At 69.1% G+C, this 22,951-nt stretch carries 24 protein-coding genes; 17 read left to right on the top strand and 7 right to left on the bottom strand.

All coding sequences use genetic code 11. From position 1 onward, the window contains the following. The first annotated feature begins 187 nt into the window (after window positions 1-187). The 13 genes from ACWC2T_RS03555 to ACWC2T_RS03495 all read left to right on the top strand — a co-directional run bounded on the left by ACWC2T_RS03555 (window position 188) and on the right by ACWC2T_RS03495 (window position 13,194). Window positions 188-331: a hypothetical protein gene (locus ACWC2T_RS03555; protein WP_159045444.1), complete on the top strand. Its 144-nt coding sequence runs from the start codon at window positions 188-190 to the stop codon at window positions 329-331. Beyond that, window positions 328-948, top strand: coding sequence for an HAD-IA family hydrolase (locus ACWC2T_RS03550; RefSeq protein WP_450668800.1), 621 nt, complete (start codon window positions 328-330; stop codon window positions 946-948). Before ACWC2T_RS03555 ends, ACWC2T_RS03550 begins: the two co-directional genes overlap by 4 nt. After that, complete coding sequence (locus ACWC2T_RS03545; protein WP_450668799.1) at window positions 933-1,790, top strand: hypothetical protein; 858 nt, start codon at window positions 933-935, stop codon at window positions 1,788-1,790. Before ACWC2T_RS03550 ends, ACWC2T_RS03545 begins: the two co-directional genes overlap by 16 nt. Further along, entirely contained in the window at window positions 1,787-3,829 is a 2,043-nt protein-coding gene (locus tag ACWC2T_RS03540; RefSeq protein ID WP_450668798.1) for an aminotransferase class I/II-fold pyridoxal phosphate-dependent enzyme, read from the top strand. Before ACWC2T_RS03545 ends, ACWC2T_RS03540 begins: the two co-directional genes overlap by 4 nt. Next, a complete protein-coding gene (gene trpS, locus ACWC2T_RS03535; protein WP_450668797.1) occupies window positions 3,826-4,887 on the top strand; it encodes a tryptophan--tRNA ligase in 1,062 nt (353 codons plus the stop codon). The genes ACWC2T_RS03540 and trpS overlap by 4 nt, the downstream gene beginning before the upstream one ends. 17 nt (window positions 4,888-4,904) lie before the next feature. After that, window positions 4,905-5,993 (top strand): hypothetical protein, encoded by a 1,089-nt coding sequence (locus tag ACWC2T_RS03530; protein ID WP_450668796.1) that lies wholly within the window; start codon window positions 4,905-4,907, stop codon window positions 5,991-5,993. Then, complete coding sequence (locus ACWC2T_RS03525; RefSeq protein ID WP_450668795.1) at window positions 5,990-6,958, top strand: LLM class flavin-dependent oxidoreductase; 969 nt, start codon at window positions 5,990-5,992, stop codon at window positions 6,956-6,958. The genes ACWC2T_RS03530 and ACWC2T_RS03525 overlap by 4 nt, the downstream gene beginning before the upstream one ends. Beyond that, window positions 6,955-7,704, top strand: a complete 750-nt coding sequence (locus ACWC2T_RS03520; RefSeq protein ID WP_450668794.1) for a TylF/MycF/NovP-related O-methyltransferase — start codon at window positions 6,955-6,957, stop codon at window positions 7,702-7,704. The genes ACWC2T_RS03525 and ACWC2T_RS03520 overlap by 4 nt, the downstream gene beginning before the upstream one ends. 542 nt (window positions 7,705-8,246) lie before the next feature. Continuing rightward, window positions 8,247-9,113, top strand: a complete 867-nt coding sequence (locus tag ACWC2T_RS03515) for a hypothetical protein (RefSeq protein ID WP_450668793.1) — start codon at window positions 8,247-8,249, stop codon at window positions 9,111-9,113. Window positions 9,114-9,155: 42 nt separating this feature from the next. After that, entirely contained in the window at window positions 9,156-10,682 is a 1,527-nt protein-coding gene (locus ACWC2T_RS03510) for an amino acid permease (RefSeq protein WP_450668792.1), read from the top strand. 322 nt (window positions 10,683-11,004) lie between these two features. Further along, complete coding sequence (locus ACWC2T_RS03505) at window positions 11,005-11,700, top strand: restriction endonuclease (protein WP_450668791.1); 696 nt, start codon at window positions 11,005-11,007, stop codon at window positions 11,698-11,700. A 216-nt stretch (window positions 11,701-11,916) separates the two neighbouring features. Next, entirely contained in the window at window positions 11,917-12,132 is a 216-nt protein-coding gene (locus ACWC2T_RS03500; protein WP_450668790.1) for a hypothetical protein, read from the top strand. A gap of 108 nt (window positions 12,133-12,240) precedes the next feature. Next, window positions 12,241-13,194, top strand: a complete 954-nt coding sequence (locus tag ACWC2T_RS03495; RefSeq protein WP_450668789.1) for an FAD-dependent oxidoreductase — start codon at window positions 12,241-12,243, stop codon at window positions 13,192-13,194. 48 nt (window positions 13,195-13,242) lie between these two features. On the opposite strand, the gene ACWC2T_RS03490 is transcribed toward ACWC2T_RS03495, so the two are convergent. Beyond that, the gene (locus ACWC2T_RS03490) at window positions 13,243-13,947 is read right to left on the bottom strand and encodes a nucleotidyltransferase domain-containing protein (protein ID WP_399773361.1); all 705 of its coding nucleotides are present in this window, start codon (window positions 13,945-13,947) and stop codon (window positions 13,243-13,245) included. 192 nt (window positions 13,948-14,139) lie between these two features. On the opposite strand from ACWC2T_RS03490, the gene ACWC2T_RS03485 reads away from it, so the two are divergent. Further along, window positions 14,140-14,493: a DUF317 domain-containing protein gene (locus ACWC2T_RS03485; protein WP_399011516.1), complete on the top strand. Its 354-nt coding sequence runs from the start codon at window positions 14,140-14,142 to the stop codon at window positions 14,491-14,493. A 165-nt stretch (window positions 14,494-14,658) separates the two neighbouring features. Then, window positions 14,659-15,480 (top strand): DUF317 domain-containing protein, encoded by an 822-nt coding sequence (locus ACWC2T_RS03480; RefSeq protein WP_055704514.1) that lies wholly within the window; start codon window positions 14,659-14,661, stop codon window positions 15,478-15,480. Between the two features lie 169 nt (window positions 15,481-15,649). Here ACWC2T_RS03480 and ACWC2T_RS03475 read toward each other — a convergent pair whose 3' ends face one another. The 6 genes from ACWC2T_RS03475 to ACWC2T_RS03450 form a co-directional block, all read right to left on the bottom strand. Further along, window positions 15,650-16,030 (bottom strand): hypothetical protein, encoded by a 381-nt coding sequence (locus ACWC2T_RS03475; RefSeq protein ID WP_055704513.1) that lies wholly within the window; start codon window positions 16,028-16,030, stop codon window positions 15,650-15,652. 108 nt (window positions 16,031-16,138) lie between these two features. Further along, window positions 16,139-17,875 (bottom strand): relaxase/mobilization nuclease domain-containing protein, encoded by a 1,737-nt coding sequence (locus tag ACWC2T_RS03470; protein ID WP_450668788.1) that lies wholly within the window; start codon window positions 17,873-17,875, stop codon window positions 16,139-16,141. Then, the gene (locus ACWC2T_RS03465) at window positions 17,872-18,225 is read right to left on the bottom strand and encodes a plasmid mobilization protein (protein ID WP_234357596.1); all 354 of its coding nucleotides are present in this window, start codon (window positions 18,223-18,225) and stop codon (window positions 17,872-17,874) included. Before ACWC2T_RS03465 ends, ACWC2T_RS03470 begins: the two co-directional genes overlap by 4 nt. A gap of 357 nt (window positions 18,226-18,582) precedes the next feature. Further along, window positions 18,583-19,869, bottom strand: coding sequence for a hypothetical protein (locus ACWC2T_RS03460; RefSeq protein ID WP_450668787.1), 1,287 nt, complete (start codon window positions 19,867-19,869; stop codon window positions 18,583-18,585). A 232-nt stretch (window positions 19,870-20,101) separates the two neighbouring features. Beyond that, window positions 20,102-20,740, bottom strand: coding sequence for an ATP-binding protein (locus ACWC2T_RS03455; protein ID WP_450669059.1), 639 nt, complete (start codon window positions 20,738-20,740; stop codon window positions 20,102-20,104). A 60-nt stretch (window positions 20,741-20,800) separates the two neighbouring features. Beyond that, a complete protein-coding gene (locus ACWC2T_RS03450; protein ID WP_450668786.1) occupies window positions 20,801-21,733 on the bottom strand; it encodes a hypothetical protein in 933 nt (310 codons plus the stop codon). 509 nt (window positions 21,734-22,242) lie between these two features. Between ACWC2T_RS03450 and ACWC2T_RS03445 the strand changes: the two genes are divergently transcribed. Then, window positions 22,243-22,500 carry a helix-turn-helix domain-containing protein gene (locus tag ACWC2T_RS03445; protein ID WP_450668785.1) on the top strand — a complete coding sequence of 86 codons (258 nt, stop codon included), beginning with the start codon at window positions 22,243-22,245 and terminating at the stop codon, window positions 22,498-22,500. A gap of 46 nt (window positions 22,501-22,546) precedes the next feature. Then, complete coding sequence (locus ACWC2T_RS03440) at window positions 22,547-22,927, top strand: helix-turn-helix domain-containing protein (protein WP_221334639.1); 381 nt, start codon at window positions 22,547-22,549, stop codon at window positions 22,925-22,927. The last annotated feature ends 24 nt before the right edge of the window (window positions 22,928-22,951 follow it).

The following is a 22,951-nucleotide window of genomic DNA, read 5'->3' as shown; positions in this document are numbered from 1 at the left end:
CTCGCTTTGACCTTCGGCTCTGCTTCTCAAACGGGAGGAGGGCACGGCCCGCGGAACGGAGGTGTAGAGGGTGCGCAGTTCCAGTCTGTCACCGAACCCGCAGAGAACGGCCGTAGCGCCAGCACGGTCACTTCAGCCGGAGAGTCCGGTTACGCACGGATCACCGATCTACTGATGGAGCCTCATCATGCGCTATCTGCCGACGTGCATCCCCTTGTTGATGGGGCCGTCCGCGATCGCTACCCACTCAATGGGTGACGTATTGGTTGCAGCCATGCCGGCCGTTCCCGGCGATGGCAGCGGTGGCGATCTGGCCGGGAGGACGCTGTGAGGAGCCAACCGCGGCTGCACTGCGAAGCCCCGGACCGGATACTGCTGCTGGACGCCTGCGGAGTCGTGCTGGGTGAACCCATGGAGCCGTTGTTCCGCGCCGTCGCGTCTTCCAGTGGTCTGAGCCCCACTGTGGTCGCCCAGCTCTTCAGGCAGCGGTTCCGCGATGACCTGTGGGCCGGCCGCATGGATGAGACGTCTTTCTGGACCTCCCTGGCCGCGACCTGCGGGTTGGAGCGCGCTCCGGCAGAGTGGCGTACGGTCCTCGACCAGTCCATGCGGGCCATGCCTGTGGTCCGCCGGCTGCCGTCCTGGGGACGGCAGGCCCGCCTGATCCTGGTCTCGAACCACCGGCACGAGTGGCTCGTCCCGAGGCTGGAGGCGCTCGCCCTGGCCGGCCATTTCTCGGACGTGTGGATCTCCAGCCTCACGGGATTGGTCAAGCCGGATCGAGCGGTCTACGACCGAGTGCTCGGCAGCACTGACCTGGCCCGAACCCTCTACGTGGACGACAAGCCGGCGAACGTCGCTGCCGCCAGGGCGCTTGGTGTCAGGGGCCTGCTGGCCGACGCCGACGGACGATGGTCGGAGGAGGTGGACGCGTGGCTGGGATGCTGACCGGTCCGGTGGAAGAGGTGATCAGCCAGGACTTCGTCGACAGGATCCCCGATCTCATCGCCCTGCTGGAACCTGTCGTGGCCGACATCCCCCGCGAGGGCCGGCAGTGGGTCTTCTACGGCAGCCTGCCGCTCGGCCAAGGGCGCGAGGGCAGCGACCTCGATGCGTTTCTCCTCCATGACGGCAGCCTCAGCAGTGCTCCGCACCGGCGAAGTGCCTCGTGGGGTGCGACACCCGTGACGATCTACGTGCTGTCGCACGGAGATCTGGCAGACGACGGACTGAGGCGCCAGTTCGGCGGATACTTCACGCTGAAGCTCTTTGGCCCCTTCGTGACCGACCGGCCCGAGCGTGAGCTGCTGCTTTCGCAGCACACCGCCCGGTTCCTGGCGCCCCTTGCTGAATTGCTCGCGCTGGGACAGCCGGACACGGCCTGGAACGCGGACCAACTGCTCGCCCACGCTCATCTGGCGTTCCTCGACCTCTACCCGGACGCTGCGGGCTACCTGGCCAGGCTCCTGCGAAACCCCCCGCTGATGACCCGCGTATGGGGGCACCAGCGCCACACGTACCTCGAAGCACTCCGGGCTGATGGGTACATCGCGCCTGCGGGCACCCACGGCGGCTGGGTGTACACCGGGCTGACACCAGTCGATGACGCCGACCGGGAACGTGCCCGCTGCACGGCCCGGTTCTGGGCCTTCGGAGCCGTGTGCCATGAGGCGGACCCCGGCTTCCCGGATGTGTACTTCGGCAAAACGGACGCTCATGCAACGCCACACGAACAACACTCGGCCTTGGAGTTCCTCCATGGCATCGCCGAGGGAGGAGGCGCACCGTGACCACGACCCTGGCGGCGTGGCACGCGGCATGCAACCGGCAGACCGCCGCGCGCGAAGAGCACCGCTCACGGCAGTTCGGCCTGCGCCCGGTCGTCTGTTCCGATGACCGGGCGCAGGAGACGGAAAGGCCGATGCTCCCCGGCGAAGTCTGGGCGACCCAGACGCTCGGTGCCTCGCAACCGTTCCCCCGCTCGGCCGCCTCTCCGATCCGCGTAGGGTTCGCCGGTCGGCGCCTGCACCTGGGCCACCTCGGACTGGCACGTACAGCAGCTCAGATGGCCGACAGCGGTGCGCACCTTCTGCTGTTCGACGCCTCGGATGATTCCACCTCCATCGTCGATGGCTTCCGCACCGCGGTCTGCCACTACGCAGGAGCCTCGGTGCCCGACCAGCTCATCGAGTACGGCCCCGATCTACGACGGTGGCAGCACCAGGCGCTGTCCGGGCTGAGGCTGGACAGGATGCGCCGCCTCTACGGCTGGGACAGCAGTACACCTGCGAGCGCACTGACCGACCTGGAAGCCATGATCAGCTTCTTCCTCTACACCCCGGCAGGCATGGAGGAGGGAGGTGTCGCCCTGGTCGACGCCATGCAAGCACCGCACTCGGCCCTGCTTCCCCAAGCCGCACGGGCCGTCGACGCCAAGGTTCCGGAGCTGCTCTACCGCCGGCTCTTCCCCAGCCTGCGGCGAGAAGGTGAGCGGGGCAGTGTCCGCGAGCCGTCCTCCGTGGTCTTCGTGGACGACGACGAGGCGACGGTCCAGCGTAAGTTCCTGCGCTCACGGACGGGTGGTCGGGCGAGCGTCGAAGAGCAGCGTTCCCTGGGTGGGGATGCGACGCGATGCTCGGCGTTCGCCATGATCGAGCTGCTGTGTCCACCGGAGACCGCCCAGCGGGCGCTGGACGGCTGCCTGTCAGGTCGGAGCTGTGGGGACTGCAAGGCGGAGCACCTGACCGGGGTCGTCGCCGGGCTCCGCGCCGCCACCACGACGCCCCTGCGCGCAGGCACCTCCTCGCAGGTGGGACCCGCCGTCAGGCAGGCCGCAGGCGCACTGCACCGCCCGCCACCCCGCTACGCCACCGACCTGGAGGCTGCCATCGCGGAACGCTCCGGAGTACACCCTGACCAGGTTGTGGTGGGCCACGGCTCCACGGAGGTCATGGACTGGCTTTTCCGCATCCAAGCCCGCCCCGGTGGAAAGGTGGTCGCAACTGAGCCGACGTTCGAGCTGTACCAGGAGCTCGCCGAGCGCCACCGCCTGCGGTACGCGGCTGCCGCGTGGGATCCGAGCACCTTCACCCACGACACCTCGGCCTTGGCCCGTCTGGCTGATCAGGACACGGCACTCTGTGTCATCGACGTGCCGCACTCCGTCTCCGGAGCCGTCGGCCAAGTCACCGAGCTGCTCGACCGCCTCTTCGAGGCCCTGCCTGATGACGCCGTCGTACTGCTCGACCTCGTCTACGCCGACTTCATACGCACGCCCATCGAGCCGGCCTCGCTGCTGCTCAGCCGGTATCCGCGCGCTGTGCTGTTCGGGTCGATGTCCAAGGCTCACTGCCTGCTCGGCGCCCGAGTCGGCTACGCACTCGCAGTCACCCCCTTGGCCGATCGGCTGCGCGCCCAGCGGCTCCCCTACACGATGGACTCGCTGGCGATCGCCGCGGCGCACAGCGCGCTGAGGGACGACCAGTCCCGTCAGCGGACGGTACAGGCCAGCCACGAAGCCCGGGCACGGCTCACGGCAACCCTCCAGAACCTCGGCATCGCCTACGTGCACACCGAGGGGAACTTCCTCCTGATGGATCTCGGCACGCGCCACGCATCGGTCACCAGGCGCCTGCGATCCAGTGGGACGCCGTTCCGAGACGGCCAGCGGTGGTCGATGCCCGGCTGGATACAGCTCCATCTGATCGACGTGCCCTTCGTCGAACCACTTATCGAGGCGCTTCAGCAGGACACGACCGGCGAGAATGGGACCTCATCTCATCGACCGTCGTTGCACGACAAGACCTTTGAAGGGCCATCAGTTCCATGACAGACCAGCGCATGCTCACCGGAGACCGACCCACCGGAAAGCTGCACCTCGGCCACTACGTGGGCAGCATCGCCAACCGGGTGCAGCTCCAGCACAAGTACGAGACCTTCCTGATCATCGCCGACCTGCACATGCTCACCACCAAGAACACCCGGGAGGACATCGCCAAGGTCTCCACCAACGCCCGGGACATGGTCCTGGACTCCCTCGCGGCCGGCATCGACCCGACACGGGCGACCTTCTACCTGCAATCGGCCATCCCCGAGGTCACCGAGCTCAACGCCCTGTTCCAGAACCTGGTGACCGTGCCGCGTCTGGAGCGCGTGCCCAGCCTGAAGGACATGGCTCGGGACGCGGGCAAGGAAGAGATGCCGTACGGCCTGCTCGGCTACCCTGTGCTACAGGCGGCCGACATCCTCTGCGTCAAGGCGCACGTCGTTCCCGTTGGTAAGGACAACCACGCCCACGTGGAGGTCACCCGGGAGATCGCCCGCCGGTTCAACTACCTCTACGGGGAGACCTTCCCCGTCCCCGAACTCGTCGAGAGCGAGGTGCCCACCCTGGTGGGCACCGACGGCCAGGGCAAGATGAGCAAGTCCATCGGCAACGTCATCTACCTCTCCGACAGCGCCGAGGATGTCCGCAAGCGGGTCGCCGGCATGTACACCGACCCCAAGCGGATCCGCGCCGACATTCCCGGCACGGTCGAAGGCAACCCCGTCTTCATCTACCACGACGTCTTCAACGACAACGCCGCGGAGGTCGCCGACCTCAAGGAACGCTACCGAGCGGGCAAGGTCGGCGACGTCGAGGTCAAGGACAAGCTGGCTGCCGCCATCAACCGCTTCCTCGACCCGATGCGGGAGCGCCGCGCACACTACGAGGAGCAGAGCGGCCTCGTCGACGAGATCATCGTCGAAGGCACCGAACGCACCCGCCGCGAAGTGCAGCAGGTGGTCTTTGAAGCCCGCAAGGCGATGGGCTTGACCGCCGCCTACAACCAGCTGCGCCGCAAGGCCGAGCGAGCCCGCAAGAGCAGGGAAGACACAGCACCCTGAAGGACACCGGGAGACCCATGCCTTCTGGCACGTCGGTGCGGGAGCGGTCCTTAAGCTCCCGCACCGCCCACACCGTCCGTATCGTCCGCACCGGCTCCTCGGGAGCCCTCGTCCGCATCGTCCAACGCCCCGACGGCACGCTCGTGGCCGTCAAGTCCGCACGCAACCCGCGAGTGCCCGCCATCCAGCAGGCCCGCGCCCGGGACACCATCGCCCCATACTTCGGCGCCAGACTTCCCGAGGTCCTCTTCGCCGGCCACCACCACGGCAGCGACACGCTGATCACTCGCTGTCCCTCGGTAACCACCCTGGCAGACGCCGCCCTCCGTCCCGGGCCCACCACCCGGGCAGCCGCGGTATGGACCGAGGTGACCGAGGCACTCTGCCAGGTATGGCTCCAGTCCGCACGGCCCGGCTTCGAGTCTGCGCTGGCCACCAGAAAGCACACATTGCGACTGGAACGTGGCCGCCACGGCTTACACCACGCCGCGCACCACTTGCGAATACCGATCGACGGCCAACACCACATCATCGTCAACGGCACGGACCACGGATCCCTGGACCGGATGCTGCATCGGCTGGCAGCCCTGCGACCACCCACTATTCGCGTCGCCTGCCACGGAGACCCACAACCCCGCAACATCCTGCTCGACCATGCGAAGCAGTGGCACCTGGTGGACTGGGAGTGGTCCGGCCGCCATCAGGACTGGCGCATGATGACAAGCCACCTCGTCGGCTGGTGGTACGTCGAGAGCCTCCTGGCCGGCACGCACGGCGTTATCACGCCTACACGGTCCGCACTCGCGCTCAGTTACAGCAGCACACCCCCGGCCGTTCTCTCCAGGTGGACCACCCCGGCGGTGCGCGCCTTCCGGCGGATGAGTCGGCCCGCCGAACTCGAAGAGGACTTCGGTGCGCTCGCTGTTCACACCGCGATGCTCCTGCTCCGGGAAATACCCAAGGTCATCGTGGAGGGAAGGCACCACCTGTTCGCTCCACTCCTGGGCGAGGCGGCCCGGATCCTCGACTCCGCGTACTCCGGCCGTCCGCACCCGTTGCTCGAAGCCTTCACCCACCCGCAGCAGACCGAGGGGAGCCTGGGGTGATCACGATCGGCCTGGCACTGCCCCATTACGACGGGTTCTTCCCTAACCCAGCGGTCACCGGAGCACACCGGACGCGCAAGGCACTCGCCTACGCCCAAAGAGCGGAGCAGGCCGGACTGCACCAGCTCTGGGTGTCCGACCATCTCTGGCTGGACGTTGCCCCCCAGGACCGTCGCCGCTCCCCGGACTGCTGGACTCTCTTGGCTGCGATCGCCGCGACCACCCGTCGCATCCGGCTCGGGTCTCTGGTCACCCCCGCATCGCTGCGGGAACCCGCACTCCTCGTCCACCAGATCGCAACGGTTGCCGAGCTCGCCGGGGAACGCCTCGACATCGGCCTCGGCGCCGGCTGGAACGCCGCGGAGTTCGCAGCGGCAGGCCGTCGGTTCTCCGCAGCCGCCGACCGGCTCGTCGACGTGGAACGGACTGCTGCGCTGATCCGCACCGAGCTGGGTCCGACGGCACCGCCTGTCTGGGTCGGGGGCAAACGCAGCGGCATTCTGAGCGTCGCCGCACGCATCGCCGATGGTTGGAACCTGGCCTGGGACCCCACCCCCGCCGGCTACTGGCAGCGTCTCGCACGGCTAAATGCGGCGCAGCCGTCGGCAAGGGAAACCGCCCCCATCCTGCGCTCTGTCGGGCTCACCACCGTCATCGGAAGGGACGAAAACGATCTCCACCAGCGGTGGACCAGGCTGCGCCGTTGGGTACCTGGCGGTCACCTCGACGGTCTCAGCTTCGACGCGTGGCGCAAACGGGGGCTGATCGGCACTCCTGACGAGGTGCACAGCCGGCTCACCGCATGGGAAAGCCTCGGGGTCGACCACGTCGTGTGCGCCCTCGGCATGCCCTTCGGTCTGTTCGACGACGAGCAGATCGACCTGCTCGCGGCCGCAGCGCGCCAGGCCGGAGGCACTACCACCGCTAAGCCACTCACCCAGGAAGAAAGGTTTGGAACAGCATGATCGACCTTCCCGATCCGGCCACAGCATTCCAGCACGAAGAGGACTTCCTCCTGACCTGTGGCCCCAGCCGCATCGGCAAGATACTCGCGCTTTACGACCTCTACCAGCGGATCCGCACGGTCCCTGGTGCGATCGTCGAGTGCGGTGTCTTCCGCGGGGGATCCTTCACCATGTGGGCGATGCTGCGACACCTGCTGGAGTCCGAGCACACCCGACCCCTCATCGGTTTCGACACGTTCGGGGAATTCCCTCACACCAGCGCCGAATCCGACCAGCGCATCGTCGACCACATCCAGCAGGTCGCCGGCCTCAACTGCATCGGAGCAGACCAGCTGCTTGAGACCCTGGGGCAACGGGGGCGCGGGCTCGAAGCGAACACGGTCCTGGTCCCTGGCGACGTGTGCGAGACGGTTCCGCAGTACGTCGCCAACCACCCTGAACTCGCCATTTCGCTGCTCGTGATCGACACCGACCTCTACGAGCCAGCCGTCACCTGCCTCACCGAACTCGTTCCCCTCGTCTCTCCGGGCGGCATCGTGATCGTGGACAACTACGGGGTCTTCCCCGGCGAGACCCAGGCGTTCCGCGAGTACCTGGCTTCCCACCCGGGCACACGGTTGGAGCAGCCCGCTCACACCGGGCATCTCATGCACTTCTCCCCGTCCGCAGCAGTCGCGCCGAACCAGCCGTTTCCCGAGAGGCAGGCTGCCACGGAAACTATGGGGCCCGTCCGAGTAGGTCGATAACCCCGAGAACTCACGCGTAGGTACCCGCAAACTGACCAGCTCGTTGACGCGTCCGCCCGATCAAGCGCGATGACCACCGTCGAACAGCCTCGGTCACCCCCTTGGCCCCGCCCATCCACCTCGCCGAGCGGCTCTCCCGCGCCTCACCACACCGTCAGGCGCTTCGGTGCCGTGCAGCACCACGGCCTCGACGAGCTCGCCGCTCTCTGCGCTGCGGACGAGGTGAAGTACGGCGTCGGCAGATGACCGCTCTGGTGTCGGGCGCTTGTACCACCCTCGGGGCGAGCTGCTGCGTGACGGTGACCAAACCGGTTTCCAGGGAAAGCCCCCCCCGCGTCATCACAGGAGGTCCACAGTCCCATGATCAGCGCCCCGTCACTCGCTCTCGGCATCGATAGCTCTGGACCAATCGCCTCCAAGCGTACGGTCCGCGGGTACGACCGCTACGGCCAGCGGAGGATGGGCGGGCACAAGAAAGGATGAGAACCAGAGAGCCCCTCGACACACACCCGGCACCGGGTGACGAAACACTGCGGCGGGCCTTGGAAGACGCCTCCATGGGCCGCTGGGAGGGCCCGCAGCAGATGCTGGCCTCGACCGGCGCGGACTGGGACCGGCGGATCTTCCGCCTCCAGGTTCTCGCCGAGGCGGGTGCGCGGCTGCGGTTCGCCGACACCTGGGCGAAGGCGGAACCGCGCTCGCCGCACGCACTGGCCCTCCTCGCGAACGTACAAGCCCTTCGCGCGATGATCGCCGGACGGAACGGCGGCCAGTCACTGATGCACGAAGCGTGGGCCACCTGCCGCACCGCGCTGGAGGTGTGGCCGCACGACGTCGCGCCCCTGGTGGTGATGCTCGCGTTGCTGCGGACGCACGCACCGGACCGGGCGACCCTGCGGCATGTGTGGGCGGAGATCAAGCACCGTGACCCGTGGAACCGCGAGGCACACCACGAAGTCGTCACCTATCTGTTCCAGCGGTACCACGGTCGGCCTGGGGAGGCGATGTGGTGGGCCGAGGAGCAGGCGTCCATCGCCCCGCAGGGGCTGCCGATCGCGGTCCTGCCCCTGGTCGTGATCGCCGAGGCCCACCGGTCCCGTCAGGAGCGCGATCGGACGGCGTACGGGCTGACCATCCACCCCTGGATCGACTGCCCCCAGATCGACCCCGTGTTGGAACGCTGGTGGCGCTACCGCGCACCTCGTCCGCACGCCTGCTTCGCCGACGACGCCAACTACCTGGCGCACGCTCTGTCATTCGCCAACCGGCACAGCGAGGCCGCGGAGGTCTTCGACGCGATCGGCCCCTATGCCACCCGCGTCCCGTGGTCCTACTGCGGCCGGGCCGAAGACCTGTTCCTGCGGCATCGAGCCTGGGCCTACAGCCCGCCGCGACGCCGGCACCCCTGAGCACCACACCATCCCCTCCGATGTACGAAGGACGGCACCCCCATGCCTCTTGACGTCTCCCGTGTCTCCGACGAGGAACGCCTGAAAGAGCTCGGTTACCAGCAGACGCTCTCCCGCTCGATGTCCGGCCGGGCCAACTTCGGGGTCAGCTTCACGATCATCTCGATCTTGTCCGGCTGCATGACCCTGTACGGCTACGGCATGAACACCGGCGGCCCGGCCGTGATCATGTGGGGCTGGCTGTTCGTCGGCCTGATGACCTTGTTCGTCGGCCTGTCGATGGCCGAGGTCTGCTCCTCCTACCCGACCAGCGCCGGCCTGTACTTCTGGGCGCACCGCATGGCCCCCGCAAGAACGGCCGCGGCGTGGGCGTGGTTCACCGGCTGGTTCAACGCCCTGGGCCAGATAGCGGTGACCTCGGGCGTCGACTTCGGCGCCGCGACCTTCCTCAACGCCCTACTCGACCTTCAGTTCGGCTTCGCGGCCACGCCCGGTCACACCATCACGCTGTTCGGGATCATCCTCGTCCTGCACGGCGTGCTGAACACCTTCGGGGTCCGCATCGTCGCCTTCCTCAACGAGGTCTCCATCTGGTGGCACATCCTCGGCGTCGTCGTCATCTGCGGCGCCCTCGTGCTCGTGCCCGACCACCACCGGTCGACCGGCTTCGTCTTCGGTGCGTTCGTCAACAACACCGGCTTCTCCTCCAGCACCTACGTGGTGCTGATCGGACTGCTGATGGCGCAGTACACCTTCACCGGCTACGACGCCTCCGCTCACATGACCGAGGAGACCATCGACGCCTCCACCGCCGGCCCCAAGGGCATCGTCCGCTCGATCCTCGTCTCCCTCGCCGCCGGCTTCATCCTCCTGTTCGGCTTCACCTACGCCATCCAGTCCTACGCCGGCGCACTCGCCTCCGGGACGGGGGTGCCCCCGGCGCAGATCCTCATGGATGCCCTCGGCACTGCGGCCGGCAAGTGGTTGCTGCTGGTTGTCATCGTCGCCCAGCTCTTCTGCGGCATGGCGTCCGTCACCGCCAACTCCCGCATGATCTACGCCTTCTCCCGCGACGGCGCCCTGCCCTTCTCCAAGGTGTGGCACCAGCTGAACCCCGCCACACGCACGCCCACCAACGCCGTATGGCTGGCCACCGGCGGCGCCTTCGTCCTCGGCCTGCCCTACCTGTGGAACACCACCGCGTACGCGGCCGTCACGTCGATCGCGACCATCGGCCTGTACATCGCCTACGTCATCCCGACCTACCTCCGGCTCCGCCAGGGCGAGCGGTTCGAGCGCGGCCCCTGGCACCTCGGCTCCTGGTCCCCCCTCGTCGGCACGATCGCCGTCGCCTGGGTCCTGGTGATCACCGTGCTGTTCATGCTGCCGCAGACCTCGCCCGTCACCGCGCACACCTTCAACTACGCGCCTGTCGCGGTCGGCGTCGTCATCGCCTTCTGCGGCATCTGGTGGCTAGCCTCCGCGCGCAAGTGGTTCCTCAACCCTGCGCACCCGCGCAACTCCACGCCGGGTCGGGCGGATGCCGGCGGGAGGGCCGGCGTCCGCTGAGAGAAGCGGCGGATTCGGCGCTTGCCCCGAATCGGCCGAAGCGTGTCGGCCGGGCGCCGAAACCCGCTGGTCGTCGGTGCTCAGCCGCAGCGGGCAGCAGCCCATGCTGACTGAAAAGCCCTCACTCCAGGTGATCGTACCTCGACCCGCTGTCAGTGGTGCGTGCTCTCATAACCTGCGCGGGGATCGTCAACAGCCTGTGAATAGGGGGGAGTTACTTCATGGCAGTACGGATGGAGGCGTGCGAGCGGGCCGCTGTCCCGATAAGGGACGTCGCCCGGCTTGCAGCACACAGCCTGTCGGTTGAGCCGGGGTCGGCCCGATGAGCGGCCGGCGCCCGGCGCGACGTTCTGCGCGGCGCCGACCGGCCCGCCGTTCCAAGAAGCAGGACGACCAGCTGGCCCTGCTGGGGGTTGTCGTCCTGGGGATCGGGTTGGTGATCACCGTTGTGCACTGGCTGCTGGTGCACTGGTGGATCATTCTCATCGCGGCCGTGGTCGCCGCGGTGGCCGGTGGCCTCTGGCTGCAGCAGGCGCGGCAGCGGGCCGAGTGGGAGCGCGTGCGTGCGCGCGCCCTGCGGATGCGGATCGCGGAGCTGGACGCCCTGGACCACCGCGCGTTCGAGTTCGCCATACGGGACCTGATGCGACGGGACGGCTGCCAGGCGGAGCAGCTCGGCGGTGCCGGCGACAACGCCTGCGACGTACGCGCCGTCGATCCCATGGGGCGCGTCTGGGCCATCCAGTGCAAGCACCGCCGGGACGGAGACCGCGGCTCCGCCGTCGGCGTCGGTGTCCTGCAGCAGGTCAACGGCACCGCACGGCAGATCCACGGAGCGGACGTCGCGGTCGTGCTCACCAACGGCCGCTTCTCCTCCAAGGCCATCCCCTGGGGCGCGGAACACCGGATACACCTCGTCGACCGCCGTCTGCTGCGCGAATGGGCGGCCGGCTCCCGACCGCTGTGGGACCTGCTGGACCGCATTCCCCCGCCGCGCCGCCCCACCGCCCTGTCTTGACGCGCAGGGCAGGGCGGCATGCGACGGAGCCGAGGGCCGTGGCTCCTCCGCCCCGGGCTGTGAATGGGGCAGGTGACGCTGCTGTTCGCTGCCCCGATCCAGCCATTGCCTAGGCACTCCGTCGCCAATCACTGGTGATCGAAACGTGGTGCTGTCGAGTTCCGCCTACGCAGGAAGGCGGGACGTCAGAGTGTTGTGCGCGGGAGGGGTGGCCAGGTGGTTCTGAGCATCAACGTGGCGGTTCAACTTGCTGTCGTCATCATTGTGCGGCTGCGCCGACCCACGCATGCCCGAAGCCGGTTCGATGAGAAGCTGACCGTGGTCATCGTGCTGGTGTTCGGCGTACTGATCGCACCCACCAGCTTCGGGCAAGGCATCCTCAACGCCGTGGGCCAGCTCGCCCGCAGCCTGTCGCAGACCGGTAGCCCCTGATCCCTCAGCGGTTCAGCGACACAGATGAGGCCAGCCTGACGTAGGCAGCCTCTTGCTGGCCCCACAGGCGTCCCTCATCGATGTGACCCGGCCGTTAAGGTCGTGTTCATGACCGCAGGGGAGCGCGTTGTCGTTGTCGGGGCTGGGGTGGCTGGACTCACCACGGCCGTCGTTCTCGCCGAGGCCGGGACTTCGGTGCACGTGATCGCCGAGCAGGTGCCAGGGGTCACGTCGCTGGCGGCCGGGGCGATGTGGGGGCCTTACCTGGTCGAACCGAAGGACAAGGTCGACCAGTGGGGACAACGGTCCTTGGAGATCTTCCGGGAGCTGGCCCAGGACCCGGCGACGGGCGTCCGGCTCACCAGTGGCATCGAGGCATCCCGCACGGCCGAAGCCGCGCCGGACTGGGCCACCACTTTGCCGGGTTTCCGGCCATGCGAGCGGGCCGAACTACCGGCCGGGTTCACGGCGGGCTACCGGTTCACCGTGCCGCTGATCGACATGCCCACCTACCTCGACTACCTCCTGCGCCGGCTCCGCGATGCCGGCGGTGTGGTCGAGCAGCGACGGCTGACTTCGCTCTCGGACGCCGGTCCGGCTTTGGCGGTCGTCAACTGCGCGGGCCTCGGGGCGCACGACCTGGTTCCGGACCCTGACCTCCGGCCCATCCGCGGTCAGCACGTCGTCGTCACGAACCCCGGGCTGACCGAGTTCTTCTCCGAGGACACCGGTCTTTCCCCGGACCTCCTGTGCTTCTACCCCCACGGCGACACTGTCGTCCTGGGCGGCACAGCGATCGACGGCGAAGGCGCTCTGGCTCCCGCCGACAAGGCGGCGGCTGGCATCCTCGCCCGCTGTGCCGAGGTCGAGCCCCGCCTCGCCGAGGCCCGTGTACTGGAGCACCGGGTCGGCGCTCGACCGACCCGCGCCACGGTCCGCGTGGAGGAAGAGGTGGGGGAGGACGGCACCGTGGTCGTGCACAACTACGGGCACGGAGGCGCCGGCGTCACGCTGTCGTGGGGGTGCGCCGAGGAGGTTCGGGTGTTGCTCTCCGTCAAGTGATCTGCACGTGGAAGAACGGAGGTTGCGACGTCCGCAGCGCGTGATCGCTCACGGCGCCCCGACACGCTTGTAGCCAGCCCACAACCGGCCACCGGCCTGCCCGAGCACCTCGTCCACGACGGCCACGAGGGTCTCTACTGTCCCGTCCAGGACCTCCTGTAGGCCGTGGTGGAGGCGTGCGCTGAGCCCTGGCGCGGTCGTCTCCAGACGGCGTGCCAGCCACTTCCCACCGCCACCCCACGAACCGCCAACGGCCAGTGCCAGCTCACCGCTGCGTCGGACCAGCTCGGTCGCGATGAACAGACGCTCACTCTGGTCGTCGCTTCCCGCGAGGTCGTCCAGAAGGTCGGTGATCGCGTAGCGGCGATCATCGATCTCTTCCGCCGACACCGGGGGCGGTCCTGCGGCGGTCAGCTTCCGGGACTGTGCGGCGAGCCGGGCTCCGAGTCCATCGGTGTCGAAGAGCAGCAGCCCGTCGGCACACATCCACAGCAGCGGTGACCGGCGCTTGCGCAACTCCCGTTCGACGTAGGCGTGCCACGTCGCCTCGGTGTGCACGAACATCTCCACCGGCCAGCCGGCGTACCGGAGGCTCGCCCGGTAGGGGGCTGGGGCTCCGTGGAGCAGGACCACGATGTCGAGGTCCGACATGGCCGTGCGGCGGCCTGTCACGACGCTGCCGCCCAGGAACGCGGCGCGCGCTTCGGGGTGCTGTTCATCTACGACGGCGCGTGCGGCCTCTATCGCATCCATGCGGCAACTATCCGCACTGCCCCCACCGGGCGCACGCCGTTTTCCGTGGCTGGACAGCGAGGTCTCGCGCTCTGCGTCTCAGTTCGCCGGGGGCAGACAGCAAAGATCCACGAATGACTGGTCAGCGCCGCAAGGGCATGTGAATCTGGACGACCTTCTCGCAAAAACACCAGGTCAAAGAGGTGATTGCTCGTGACTGCGGCACCCCAGGGCCCCGGATTCTCCACCAGCGTCGAGGCCCTGCGGCTGCGTGAGTGGCTGCTCGGACCGGGCCAGGCCACGCTCGTGATGGATCAGTTCTCCGCCGACGACTTCCACCTGGTCGTCGACGACCGCGCGGACGTACACGTCAACTCGAAGGATGGATCCTTCTATCTCGGATGGTTTCCGTCCGGCCGCCCTGGTACCGACGGCGAGGGGTGGAAGATCGCCGTCACCGGTACGGCCAAGGTGCGCGGCTACCAGATGTCCTTCGACACCGAGACGCCAGCGGACGTCGTCGCTGCGGCAGTCGCTTGCGTGCTGGAGACCTCCCGGCGGGTGTGACAGCCAGAGGCTCGAGTCGGCGCCCTGGGGGAACCTGTCGTCTGCCTGGTGAGGGCGAGACGGGGTAGCCCGGCATCTGCCACCCGAGGTCGCCGGAAGGCCAGTCCGGCTCGTCCATCCAGTTGCACGCACCGCTGGCGGCATCAAGCCCCAGCCCCCAGCCCCTTGGAGGCGCTCCTGCATCCCGATTTCCCGATCGATCCACCCGCTCCGGCCTGCGCCCCGTCCGCGTACTGGGTCGGTCCCCGGCACTTGGCCGGTGACGACGGACGCCTCTACGACGCCGTCGCCGACACGCTCGCCAACCTGGGTTGGACTAGCTTGACGCTCGTCCGCGGGCGCCAGGAGCCTGACGAGGCGCCGGAGGACCGTCAGGTCCTGCGCAGCACTGTCCTGCACATCGGCCCCGACTCCCTGCGGTGGGCGCAGTGGGTCCTGCCGGACGAGCCGTTCCACCTGGGGAACCTGCCGATCGCCTGGCAAGTGTCCGCTCGTACGGACCCGAGCAGTCCGCTCGCCCACTGGTCGGCCTACTTCACCCCCGATGTCCCGGGGGAGATCCTCGCCGGCTTCCTTGCCGCGCTCGACGCCCGCGATCAGCCCGCCGTGCCGTGTGGTGGCCCCGAGCTGGTCCTCGACGCGGTAACGGCGCACGGTTGGCTGCGTGACGTCGACCAGCCCGGGTTGGGCGCGGTGGATCCGATGTTCGCCTCCCACATCCGCCTTGGTGAGGTGCCGCCCCTCATCCAGGATGGCGACCCGCTCGCGCTGGTGGCTGAGGCGGATGAGGCGGCTCTGGCCGGGTGGCAGGCGTGGGCCGAGCCGGTGCTCGGCGGCGGCTACCTGTGGGCCGCGTCGTTCAGCAGCAGCGTGCCGCACGACCTCGTCGCCGCCTTCGCTGACTCCCTCAGCTCCAGCGCACCGGTCCTGCGCCGGGTGCTGCCGGAGAGCACACGCGACCGGCTCCTGCGCGCTCCAGCCAGCTGAGGGCCATCCAACGCATGGAAGCCGGGCCTCCCCTCGGGGAGAAGCCCGGCTTCGTGCTGCTTGCTACCGGTTATCGCCTGGAACGCACACGCCTCTGTGCCAGATGCCGGCTCGGCCGCGGGAGCCACTCACCAGCGCGTTGGGTAAGCGCCGGCGCGGGGGCCCAGGCTCAGAAGGCGTACGGGGCGAAGGGACGGACTGGTTCGACGATGAGCCCGAGGAGGTGATCGAGTTCGGCTCGCTCCTCCTCGTTCATGAGCTCGACGGCGTTGCCAAGCTTCTTCTCGGCGAGCCGCTCCATGAACGGGGCCAGGAAGCGCTCCAGAGCATCCGGAGCTTCGTCCATGGTGCGTCGGTACTCCCGGTATCGCTTGAACTGCTCCTGTATCTCTTCGAACTCGACGCGGGTGGCACTGAGGACGAGGGCCCGTTCCTCCTTGCTGAACGGGCGCCCGTCGAGGTGGTTCCACGTTTTGGTTTCACGCTTGCGCTTGATGTCCGCGTCGCAGAGCAGGACGACGATCTCGGGTCGGGCTTGGCTTGTGGGCATACGGGTGCTCCTCACAGGAGTGGGGTGGGTGGGGGCATCAATGATCCGGAGAATCGGCGGTTTGCCCAACCGCCGATCGTCGGCTATGTTCCGCCCGTTTTCCGCTGGTCAGCGCCGACGGCTGGGGTCGGTTACGGCGCTGTTGGCCGGTCGCGTGGCGGGCGCCGGGGGTGCAGTGCGCCGAGTGCCTGGGGCGGCCGTTCCGTCGGGCCTTGCGGGTAGGGCCAGCAGGTGGGCGCTGCGGCGTAGGCGCCATACGAGGACGTCGCTGATGGAGTCGGCGGTATCGAGTTCGCGTCGTCGGGCGGCGTCGCTCAGCAAAACCGCCGGGTCATGGCCGGCCTTCCGGACGTCGTCGAGGGTGGCGGCCAAGGCAGCCCAGCCGGCCTCGGCACGGATGCGTTCGGCCAGATCCGGCAGGACTTGCTGGAGAAGCTCGGCTTGCCGCTGCCGAACAGGGGGAGTCAGGCGCTGGCCTCGCTGTCGGAGGGTGGCCATGGGCTGGGCTGCGGCGGTTTCGTAGGCTGCCCGAAGGTGTTCGGCGGCCTGCTGGGCTGCGGCGGCCTGCTGCGCGTGCTCCCTCTTTGCATGCCAGTTCGCCGCGGCGATGGCGAGGAAGAAGGCCATGTCGATGAGCATGGCGGTGGTGGCGCCGTCTTCCCCTCGGCCCAGGGCGGGCCCGCTGCGGACGAGGTCGCGAGCGGCCTGGCGCAGGACGCGGTCGTGTCCACGTACAGCCTTCACGTGGGAGCGGCTCGCCCGCTCGAACACGAACGCCGCCTCGCGCAGCTCAGCGCGGGTTTGGGCGGCGGATGTCTTGGCGAGTGCGTCGAGGATTTCCCCCGCTGCGGCGATCTGGGCCGCTGCCGTGCCGTCGTCGCCGTGGTCGATGATCAGCAGGGCCTGCCAGGTAGCCGAGGTGGCCCGGCGCCGCGCGAACGCGGGGCCGGTCACGTCCGGCAGGGCGGGCTGCTCCGGCTCGGAGCCGTCTGCCGAAGCGGGCTCTGCGGGAAGCGTCCAGCGTTCGCGGATGCGGGGCAGGGACAGGTCGGGTGCAAGTTTCGAGCCGGAGTAGAAGACCGGATCTCCGTCCTTGTTGCGGTCGTCGGGCAGCGCGACCTTGTAGCCGAGCAGATCACCGGAGGGCGCGACGCGTTTGCGGATGAGCAGGCCGGCGGCGGCCAGGCGGTCGAAGAACTCCTCCGTGGAAGCCGTGCCAGCAACGGCGCGGCGCACGGTCTCCCGCAGCTCCTCCCGCGCGGTACGCTCCCGGCCTTCCCGCTCTGCCTTGTGGCGTTCGGCGCTGGTAGGCCGCTGGGCGGCGGTGCCGTCGCCGACGTGGAGGCGGCGCAGCCCGTAGTCGATCTCGATCTTGCGGGCTTCTGCTTGGGAGCGTTTGCCGTCCTGGCGGAGGCGGGCCTGGCGGCCGTCCTCGCGGACGATGGTGGCGATGATGTGGATGTGGTCGTCGGCGTGCCGGACGGCCGCCCAGCGGCAGGCGGCGTCGTCGCCGTCGGGGGCGATACCGGTTGCGGCGACCATCCTGCGGGCTATCTCGCCCCACTGCTCGTCCGACAGGATCGGGTCTTCGGGGGCGGCGCGTACCGACAGGTGCCACACGTGCTCGGCGGGCCGTCGGCTCTCGGGCAGGGCCATAACCGGTTGGTCGAGCAGCCGCTGGAGATCGCCGTACGTGGCGCCGGGGTCTCGGCCGGGATCGGGGGCAAGACCGTCCCAGGCGGCCACCAGGTGCGGGTCGACGTGCTCCTCATGCGTGCCGGGCCCGTATAGGTAGTGGAGCAGGCCGATGGTGCGTGCGCCCCTGGCGTGGACACGCGGGATCACGCAGCCGTCCTGTTGTCCAGGTGCTGCTGGGTGAAGGCGTCGACCCGCTTGGCGGCGCGTTGGACGGCGGCGAGGACCGCCTCGGCCTGCGGGGCGTCGGCTCCGGAGTTCAGCGCTTTGGCAACCTGGTTGAGGTTGTTGCCGATCTGCCCGAGGTGCCGCCGCAGCGCGAACAGCTCCTGCAGCATCTCTTTCTCGCCCGCGATGTCCGCGGCGGTGCGGTCGAGGTCGCGGGCAGCGTTGAGAGCCGAGCGGGCAAGGAACCCGGCCACGCTCATGTGGCACACGGCGGCTGCCCGGAGGAGGAGTTGGTACTCGTCGTCATTCATGCGGCAGCTGGGCTGGTGCACACGCTTCTTCTCATCACGCAGACGTTCACGTTGCTGCACACGGGGCGTCGACGGGGCAGCGTGAGCGCAGTCGGTGCTGTGGCAGGGACGCGGTTCTTCCCTCTCAGGATGCGATCCGCCCTCGGTCGCATCCTGACGGATCGGCGCCTCCCGGTGCTGATCCGCTCCCGCCGCTGCCGACGGGGGAGAGGCAGGAGCATTGCTCCCGACAGGAGCAATGCTCCTGCACCAACTTGCTGCCGATGGGGCAGAGGTGATCGGCAGGGATTCCTCGCAGGTGCTGGGCTCGTGGTGATGCGGGGTGTGCATGGGGCCTTTCTGGTCGGGGTGTGGTTGGGAGTGTTGGTGCTGCGGGGATCAGCGGGGTGGATCGCCGGCGGCAGCTTTGAGCTGGGCCTTGAACTCGCGGACGACTCGTCCGACGCCGTCGCTGGAGACGGTGTAGCCGGCGGCGCGCAGGGCGTCCTCGACCCGGTCGCGGCCAACGCTGCCGGTCTCCTCGTAGATGCGGCGAGCGTGCTTGAGGATGACCTCGTCGGAGGCACGGGCTTTGCCGGCGTCGCGCTTCTTCCGGGCAGCCGGTTTCTGCTCGTGCCTGCCCGAAGGGCTGCCCGAGCTGTTGCCCGTGAGCGCCCGGCTTTCTTCAGTTTCTCCCCGTGCGGGCAGCCCGGGCGCCGGGCGGGCAGGCTGCGGGCGGGCAGCCGGAGGGACCTCGTCGTCACCCGGATCTGAGGGGTGCGGTCGGGCAGCGTCCTCTGCCCGCGGCAGTTGTGTCGGGCGGCTGGAGCGCGGGCTGCTGTGCCCGGATGCCCGGGCGGGGTTGGAGGCCGGGACCTCCCAGCGCGGTGGCAGCGTGATGGTGGCGAGGCTGAGGGCCTGCTTGCGGGTGGCGAGCTTGCGCAGGAGCAGTTCGTCCTGGAGCGGGTCGCCGTCGACGCCGGCCCGTTCGAGGGCTTCGTGCAGGCGTTCTGCCAGACGTCGTTGCCGCCGCTTGCCGCGCTGCTGGTCAGTCATCGACTCGGCGCGCAGGATGAGGGCGACGGCTTCGCTCAGTGCGCGGTCGCGGATGAGGCGGGCGGCATCGGCGTCCTGGTCGGCGATGTCGAGGCGAGCCAGGAGGCGTTCGCGTGCCTGGCGGACGAGGACGGCGGCCAGGCCGCGTGAGGCGGCGTCGGGGGCGCGATGGCGTAGCTCGATGCCCATGGCCAGGTGCCAGAGCATCGCGGCCATGACCGGGCCGACGAAGGCCCGCACGGTGCCGCCGACCGGCCCGGACTCGGCGTAGGCGGGCAGAACCTGGACGGTGGTGATGACCCAGGTGAGGGTGCCGGGCAGGCCGGGGGCCTGCTTCGGGCCGTTGAGGTTCTGCCGGGCCATCAGTGCGGTGGCGAACAGGGCCAGCTCGGCGGCGGCGAACATCGCGACGCGCTCGGCGGTGCCGCCCATGTCGAGGTAGTCGGCGGCGAACCGCCAGCTGGTGTCCGCGCTGTATGCGGTACAGCCGAGCGCGGCCACGGCCGCGACCGGCACCGCGGCGGTCCCACGCCAGCGGTTGGTGTGATGCCGCCGGCGGCGCTGCTGGCGGAACAGCCATCCGGCGAGCAGGCCGAGTAGCACGGGCGGGACGAGGAGCGCCACGGTCATCACCGGGGAGGTGGCCCAGTCAGGGAGAAGCGGCGTGCCGCTGATCCGTATGGCGAGGGGGACGGGGCTGAGAGGAGGCAGGAGGGGGCTCCAAGGCGTCGAGGATTGAGGGCGAAGGGCGAATCGACGGAGCGCTGAGCAACCGCCTACGCGAGTGGCTGGCGCGGGCAGGGCTGGTGTGAGCGCAGGTGATGCGGCGGGGCCGGCCAGGTGAGGGCGCTGAGGCGGCCAGTCAGGCGGCGGGCGCTGTGCGGCGTCGTCGGTCGGGGCCGTCGAGGATGACGCGCTCCGTCATCTCGGCGAGGCGGGAGGCGACGCGGTCACCGAGGGTGACGCGCAGCTGCTCCATCGGAAGGTTGGTGGTGATGAGTGTTGGGAGCATGTGCTCGTACCGGTGGTTGATGAGCCGGTAGGTCAGCTCCTCGGTCCATTCGCTGGTCTTGGCCGCGCCGAGGTCGTCCAGGAACAGCAGCGGGCAGCGCGCCAGGGTCTGCAGCTCCCGTTCGGCGTCGTGGCCGGCGCGGGGGCGCAGGCGCGCGTGGAAGTCGGCGGTGGTGGTCGCTTCCCAGCGCAGACGGACCCCTTGGGCGAGCAGGGTGCGGATGGCGCCGTACGCCTGGTACGTCTTGCCGGTGCCCGTGGGGCCGGCGATCAGCAGCGACGGGCCTTCGGCGATGCCCGGCCCGCCGGGGCCGGGGCGTCCGGCGCGGGCGATCTCGTCGGCCCAGGCGGTGACCTTCGGGTGGTCGGCCAGGGCTCGGCGGTAGCGGGCGGGGATCCTGGCGTCGGCGAGTTCCAGCGCGGTGACGGGCTCGGCGTGCCCTTCCTCGACGGCGGCGGTGGCGAGGTCGATGCCGCGACTGGCAAGGATGCCGTTGAGCCGGTCGGCGAGTGGGCCGACCCGGTGGGGCTCGCGGGTGAGGGGTGGCGGTCAGAGGTCACCTCCGTAGGCGGCTTCGACATCGGCGGGGTTTGTCCACGCCCTGTGGGCAACCGGTGCGGTGGGGGCCGCGTTCATGGCCTCGTGCACGAGGCTCGGCAGAGTGCTGGGGTGAAGGCCCTTGGCGCGGTGCCGTTCCAGGCCGGCCCGGATGTGGGCGGGGGCGATGCCCTCGCCGAGCAGCTTGCGCACCTCGCGAGCGAGATGGCCAAGGACGTCCTTTGGCGGACGGTGTGTGCACGCGGCGGCGTACTCGGCGATGAGGTCGCTGGCCGAGACGGCGTGGGGTGCGGGGGCGCTCGCGCCCCCCGAAGGGGTATCTCCTAGATCCATGATCCTAGGTCCTAGATCCGGACGCTGAGGCGTCACCGCTCCCTCACTGAGCCCTCCTCGCTGCCTCACGGAGGACTCACCGAAATCGCCCTGACCTGCTATTTCGTCATAGGTGACCGGAATCACCGCAGGCTCGCGTATTCGCCCGGAGCCCTCACGGAGGGCTCCGTGAGGCTGCGGTGCGGGCTCCGTGATGCCAGCCCCCGCAGTCGGCGCATCGACGCCTGGCGCGGTGCGAGCCTGCGTGTCGTGGTGCGGGCACGGAGGAAGACGGCTCGCGCTGGGGCGATTGATCTTCTGATGCTGCCGCCAGGTGACGATGTGCAGGTAGCGCTTGTCGCCCGGGCCCTTGTACCGGCATATCAGCCCGGCGTCGGCGAGCTGGGCGAGGTCCTGCTCGACAGCGCCAGGCGTGTGTTCCGGGCGCAGTACCCACAGCTGCCCGGCGATGATCGCGGCGTGGTCGCGGTGCCGGCCCTGGTCGTCAGCCTGGGTGAGCAGGCCGAAGAAGGTGCGCTCGGCGGTCAGGGAGACGGCGGCCAGGGACTCGGAGACGAATGCTTCCGGCTTGATGGTGCGGATTCGTGCCAAGAGGGGCGGTCCTCACTCGGTGGCCGGTGGGCTGGGTGCCCACGGTTCACCGTCGGTCGGGGGCGGTCGGGCGTGAAGGGGCGTGGAATGTCTGGCCGTTGACGCGGGAGCGTTGATGGCCGCTCGCGCTTTCCGGGGTGTCGTCAACATAGCCACACCCAGGTCGCGCAAGTCCAGCCCTATCCGGCGCAATCTCACACGGCAGAAATGCCGCTGGAATCGAGTCGGCGAGGGCGGTGCGAAAACGGTAGGGCACGATCGGCGGTTGACCAAATAGTTGCGCCGCATCCCGAGCCAGAAGGATCACATCGGCAAGCCGTTGACGCCCTGCGAGTGACGAAGCTACAACACAACACCCCACGTCAGAGAGGGTCTCTGGTGTCGGGTCCCGTTCGGGGATCCGGCCTTGCGCAGCACCCCGACCGCCTCGCTCACCGATTGAGCGCGACGCAACATAGCCGACGATCGGCGGTTATCCAAACCGCCGAATGCACGCTACAAATGGAGCTATGGCAGCACGATCTCTGGAAATAGGACCCGCAGGATTGACGGTGGCCCGCACCATCGAAAACCTCCGCATCGAACGCGGCCTTGGGCAGCGCCAACTCGCAGCGCGCTGTACCGCTTTGGGCCGCCCTATGTCCAACACGATGCTGTCCCGCATCGAACTCGCCAAGCGGCGATGCGATATCGACGACCTCGTCGCCATCGCCGCAGCCCTGCAGGTGTCACCCACCGCCCTCCTCCATGGGCCGGGCGCCGCCTGAGCCGCTCACGCAGCCCTCCCCGACTTCGCGACCAGGAGCCGCCCCCTTGCACCGATCCACGCCCGCGCTCGTCCCTCACAGGCCGTCCGACGCCCCTCCGCCCCGCCTCTACCGCCCCGAGGAGATCGCCGACACCCTCGGATGCTCGGCCTGGTGGGTCAAGGACCGCGCGCGACGGCGCCTGATACCGCACACCCGGGTCGGCCGTGCCTACCGCTTCACCGCCGAGCATCTCGCCGAGATCATCCGCCTTTACGAGCAGCTGCCGGCCCAGCCCGCGCCGACAGCCGCACGGGCGACCGAGCCGTTCTCCGAGCCCGGTACGCAGACCGGCTCCGCGCAACCTCGCCGCCCTGTCGTTGCTCCGACTACCCGCCTGCGGGCCCGCCCGCCGCGTCGACAGCAGCAGTACGGCACTGTCGCGTGACCCGATCGAATCTGCCGTAGCCGA

It is taken from the genome of Streptomyces sp. NPDC001393, assembly GCF_053597455.1.
Note: the sequence above shows the minus strand (reverse complement) of the source record. Positions and strands in the feature narration are given on the sequence as shown.

Coding starts and splice junctions, on each gene's coding strand:
- ACWC2T_RS03495 (WP_450668789.1), top strand. CDS start 12,241: ATGACCGCAGGGGAGCGCGTTGTCGTTGTCGGGGCTGGGGTGGCTGGA.
- ACWC2T_RS03490 (WP_399773361.1), bottom strand. CDS start 13,947: ATGGATGCGATAGAGGCCGCACGCGCCGTCGTAGATGAACAGCACCCC.
- ACWC2T_RS03520 (WP_450668794.1), top strand. CDS start 6,955: ATGATCGACCTTCCCGATCCGGCCACAGCATTCCAGCACGAAGAGGAC.
- ACWC2T_RS03505 (WP_450668791.1), top strand. CDS start 11,005: ATGAGCGGCCGGCGCCCGGCGCGACGTTCTGCGCGGCGCCGACCGGCC.
- ACWC2T_RS03530 (WP_450668796.1), top strand. CDS start 4,905: ATGCCTTCTGGCACGTCGGTGCGGGAGCGGTCCTTAAGCTCCCGCACC.
- ACWC2T_RS03475 (WP_055704513.1), bottom strand. CDS start 16,030: ATGCCCACAAGCCAAGCCCGACCCGAGATCGTCGTCCTGCTCTGCGAC.
- ACWC2T_RS03555 (WP_159045444.1), top strand. CDS start 188: ATGCGCTATCTGCCGACGTGCATCCCCTTGTTGATGGGGCCGTCCGCG.
- ACWC2T_RS03460 (WP_450668787.1), bottom strand. CDS start 19,869: ATGACCGTGGCGCTCCTCGTCCCGCCCGTGCTACTCGGCCTGCTCGCC.
- ACWC2T_RS03445 (WP_450668785.1), top strand. CDS start 22,243: ATGGCAGCACGATCTCTGGAAATAGGACCCGCAGGATTGACGGTGGCC.
- trpS (WP_450668797.1), top strand. CDS start 3,826: ATGACAGACCAGCGCATGCTCACCGGAGACCGACCCACCGGAAAGCTG.
- ACWC2T_RS03510 (WP_450668792.1), top strand. CDS start 9,156: ATGCCTCTTGACGTCTCCCGTGTCTCCGACGAGGAACGCCTGAAAGAG.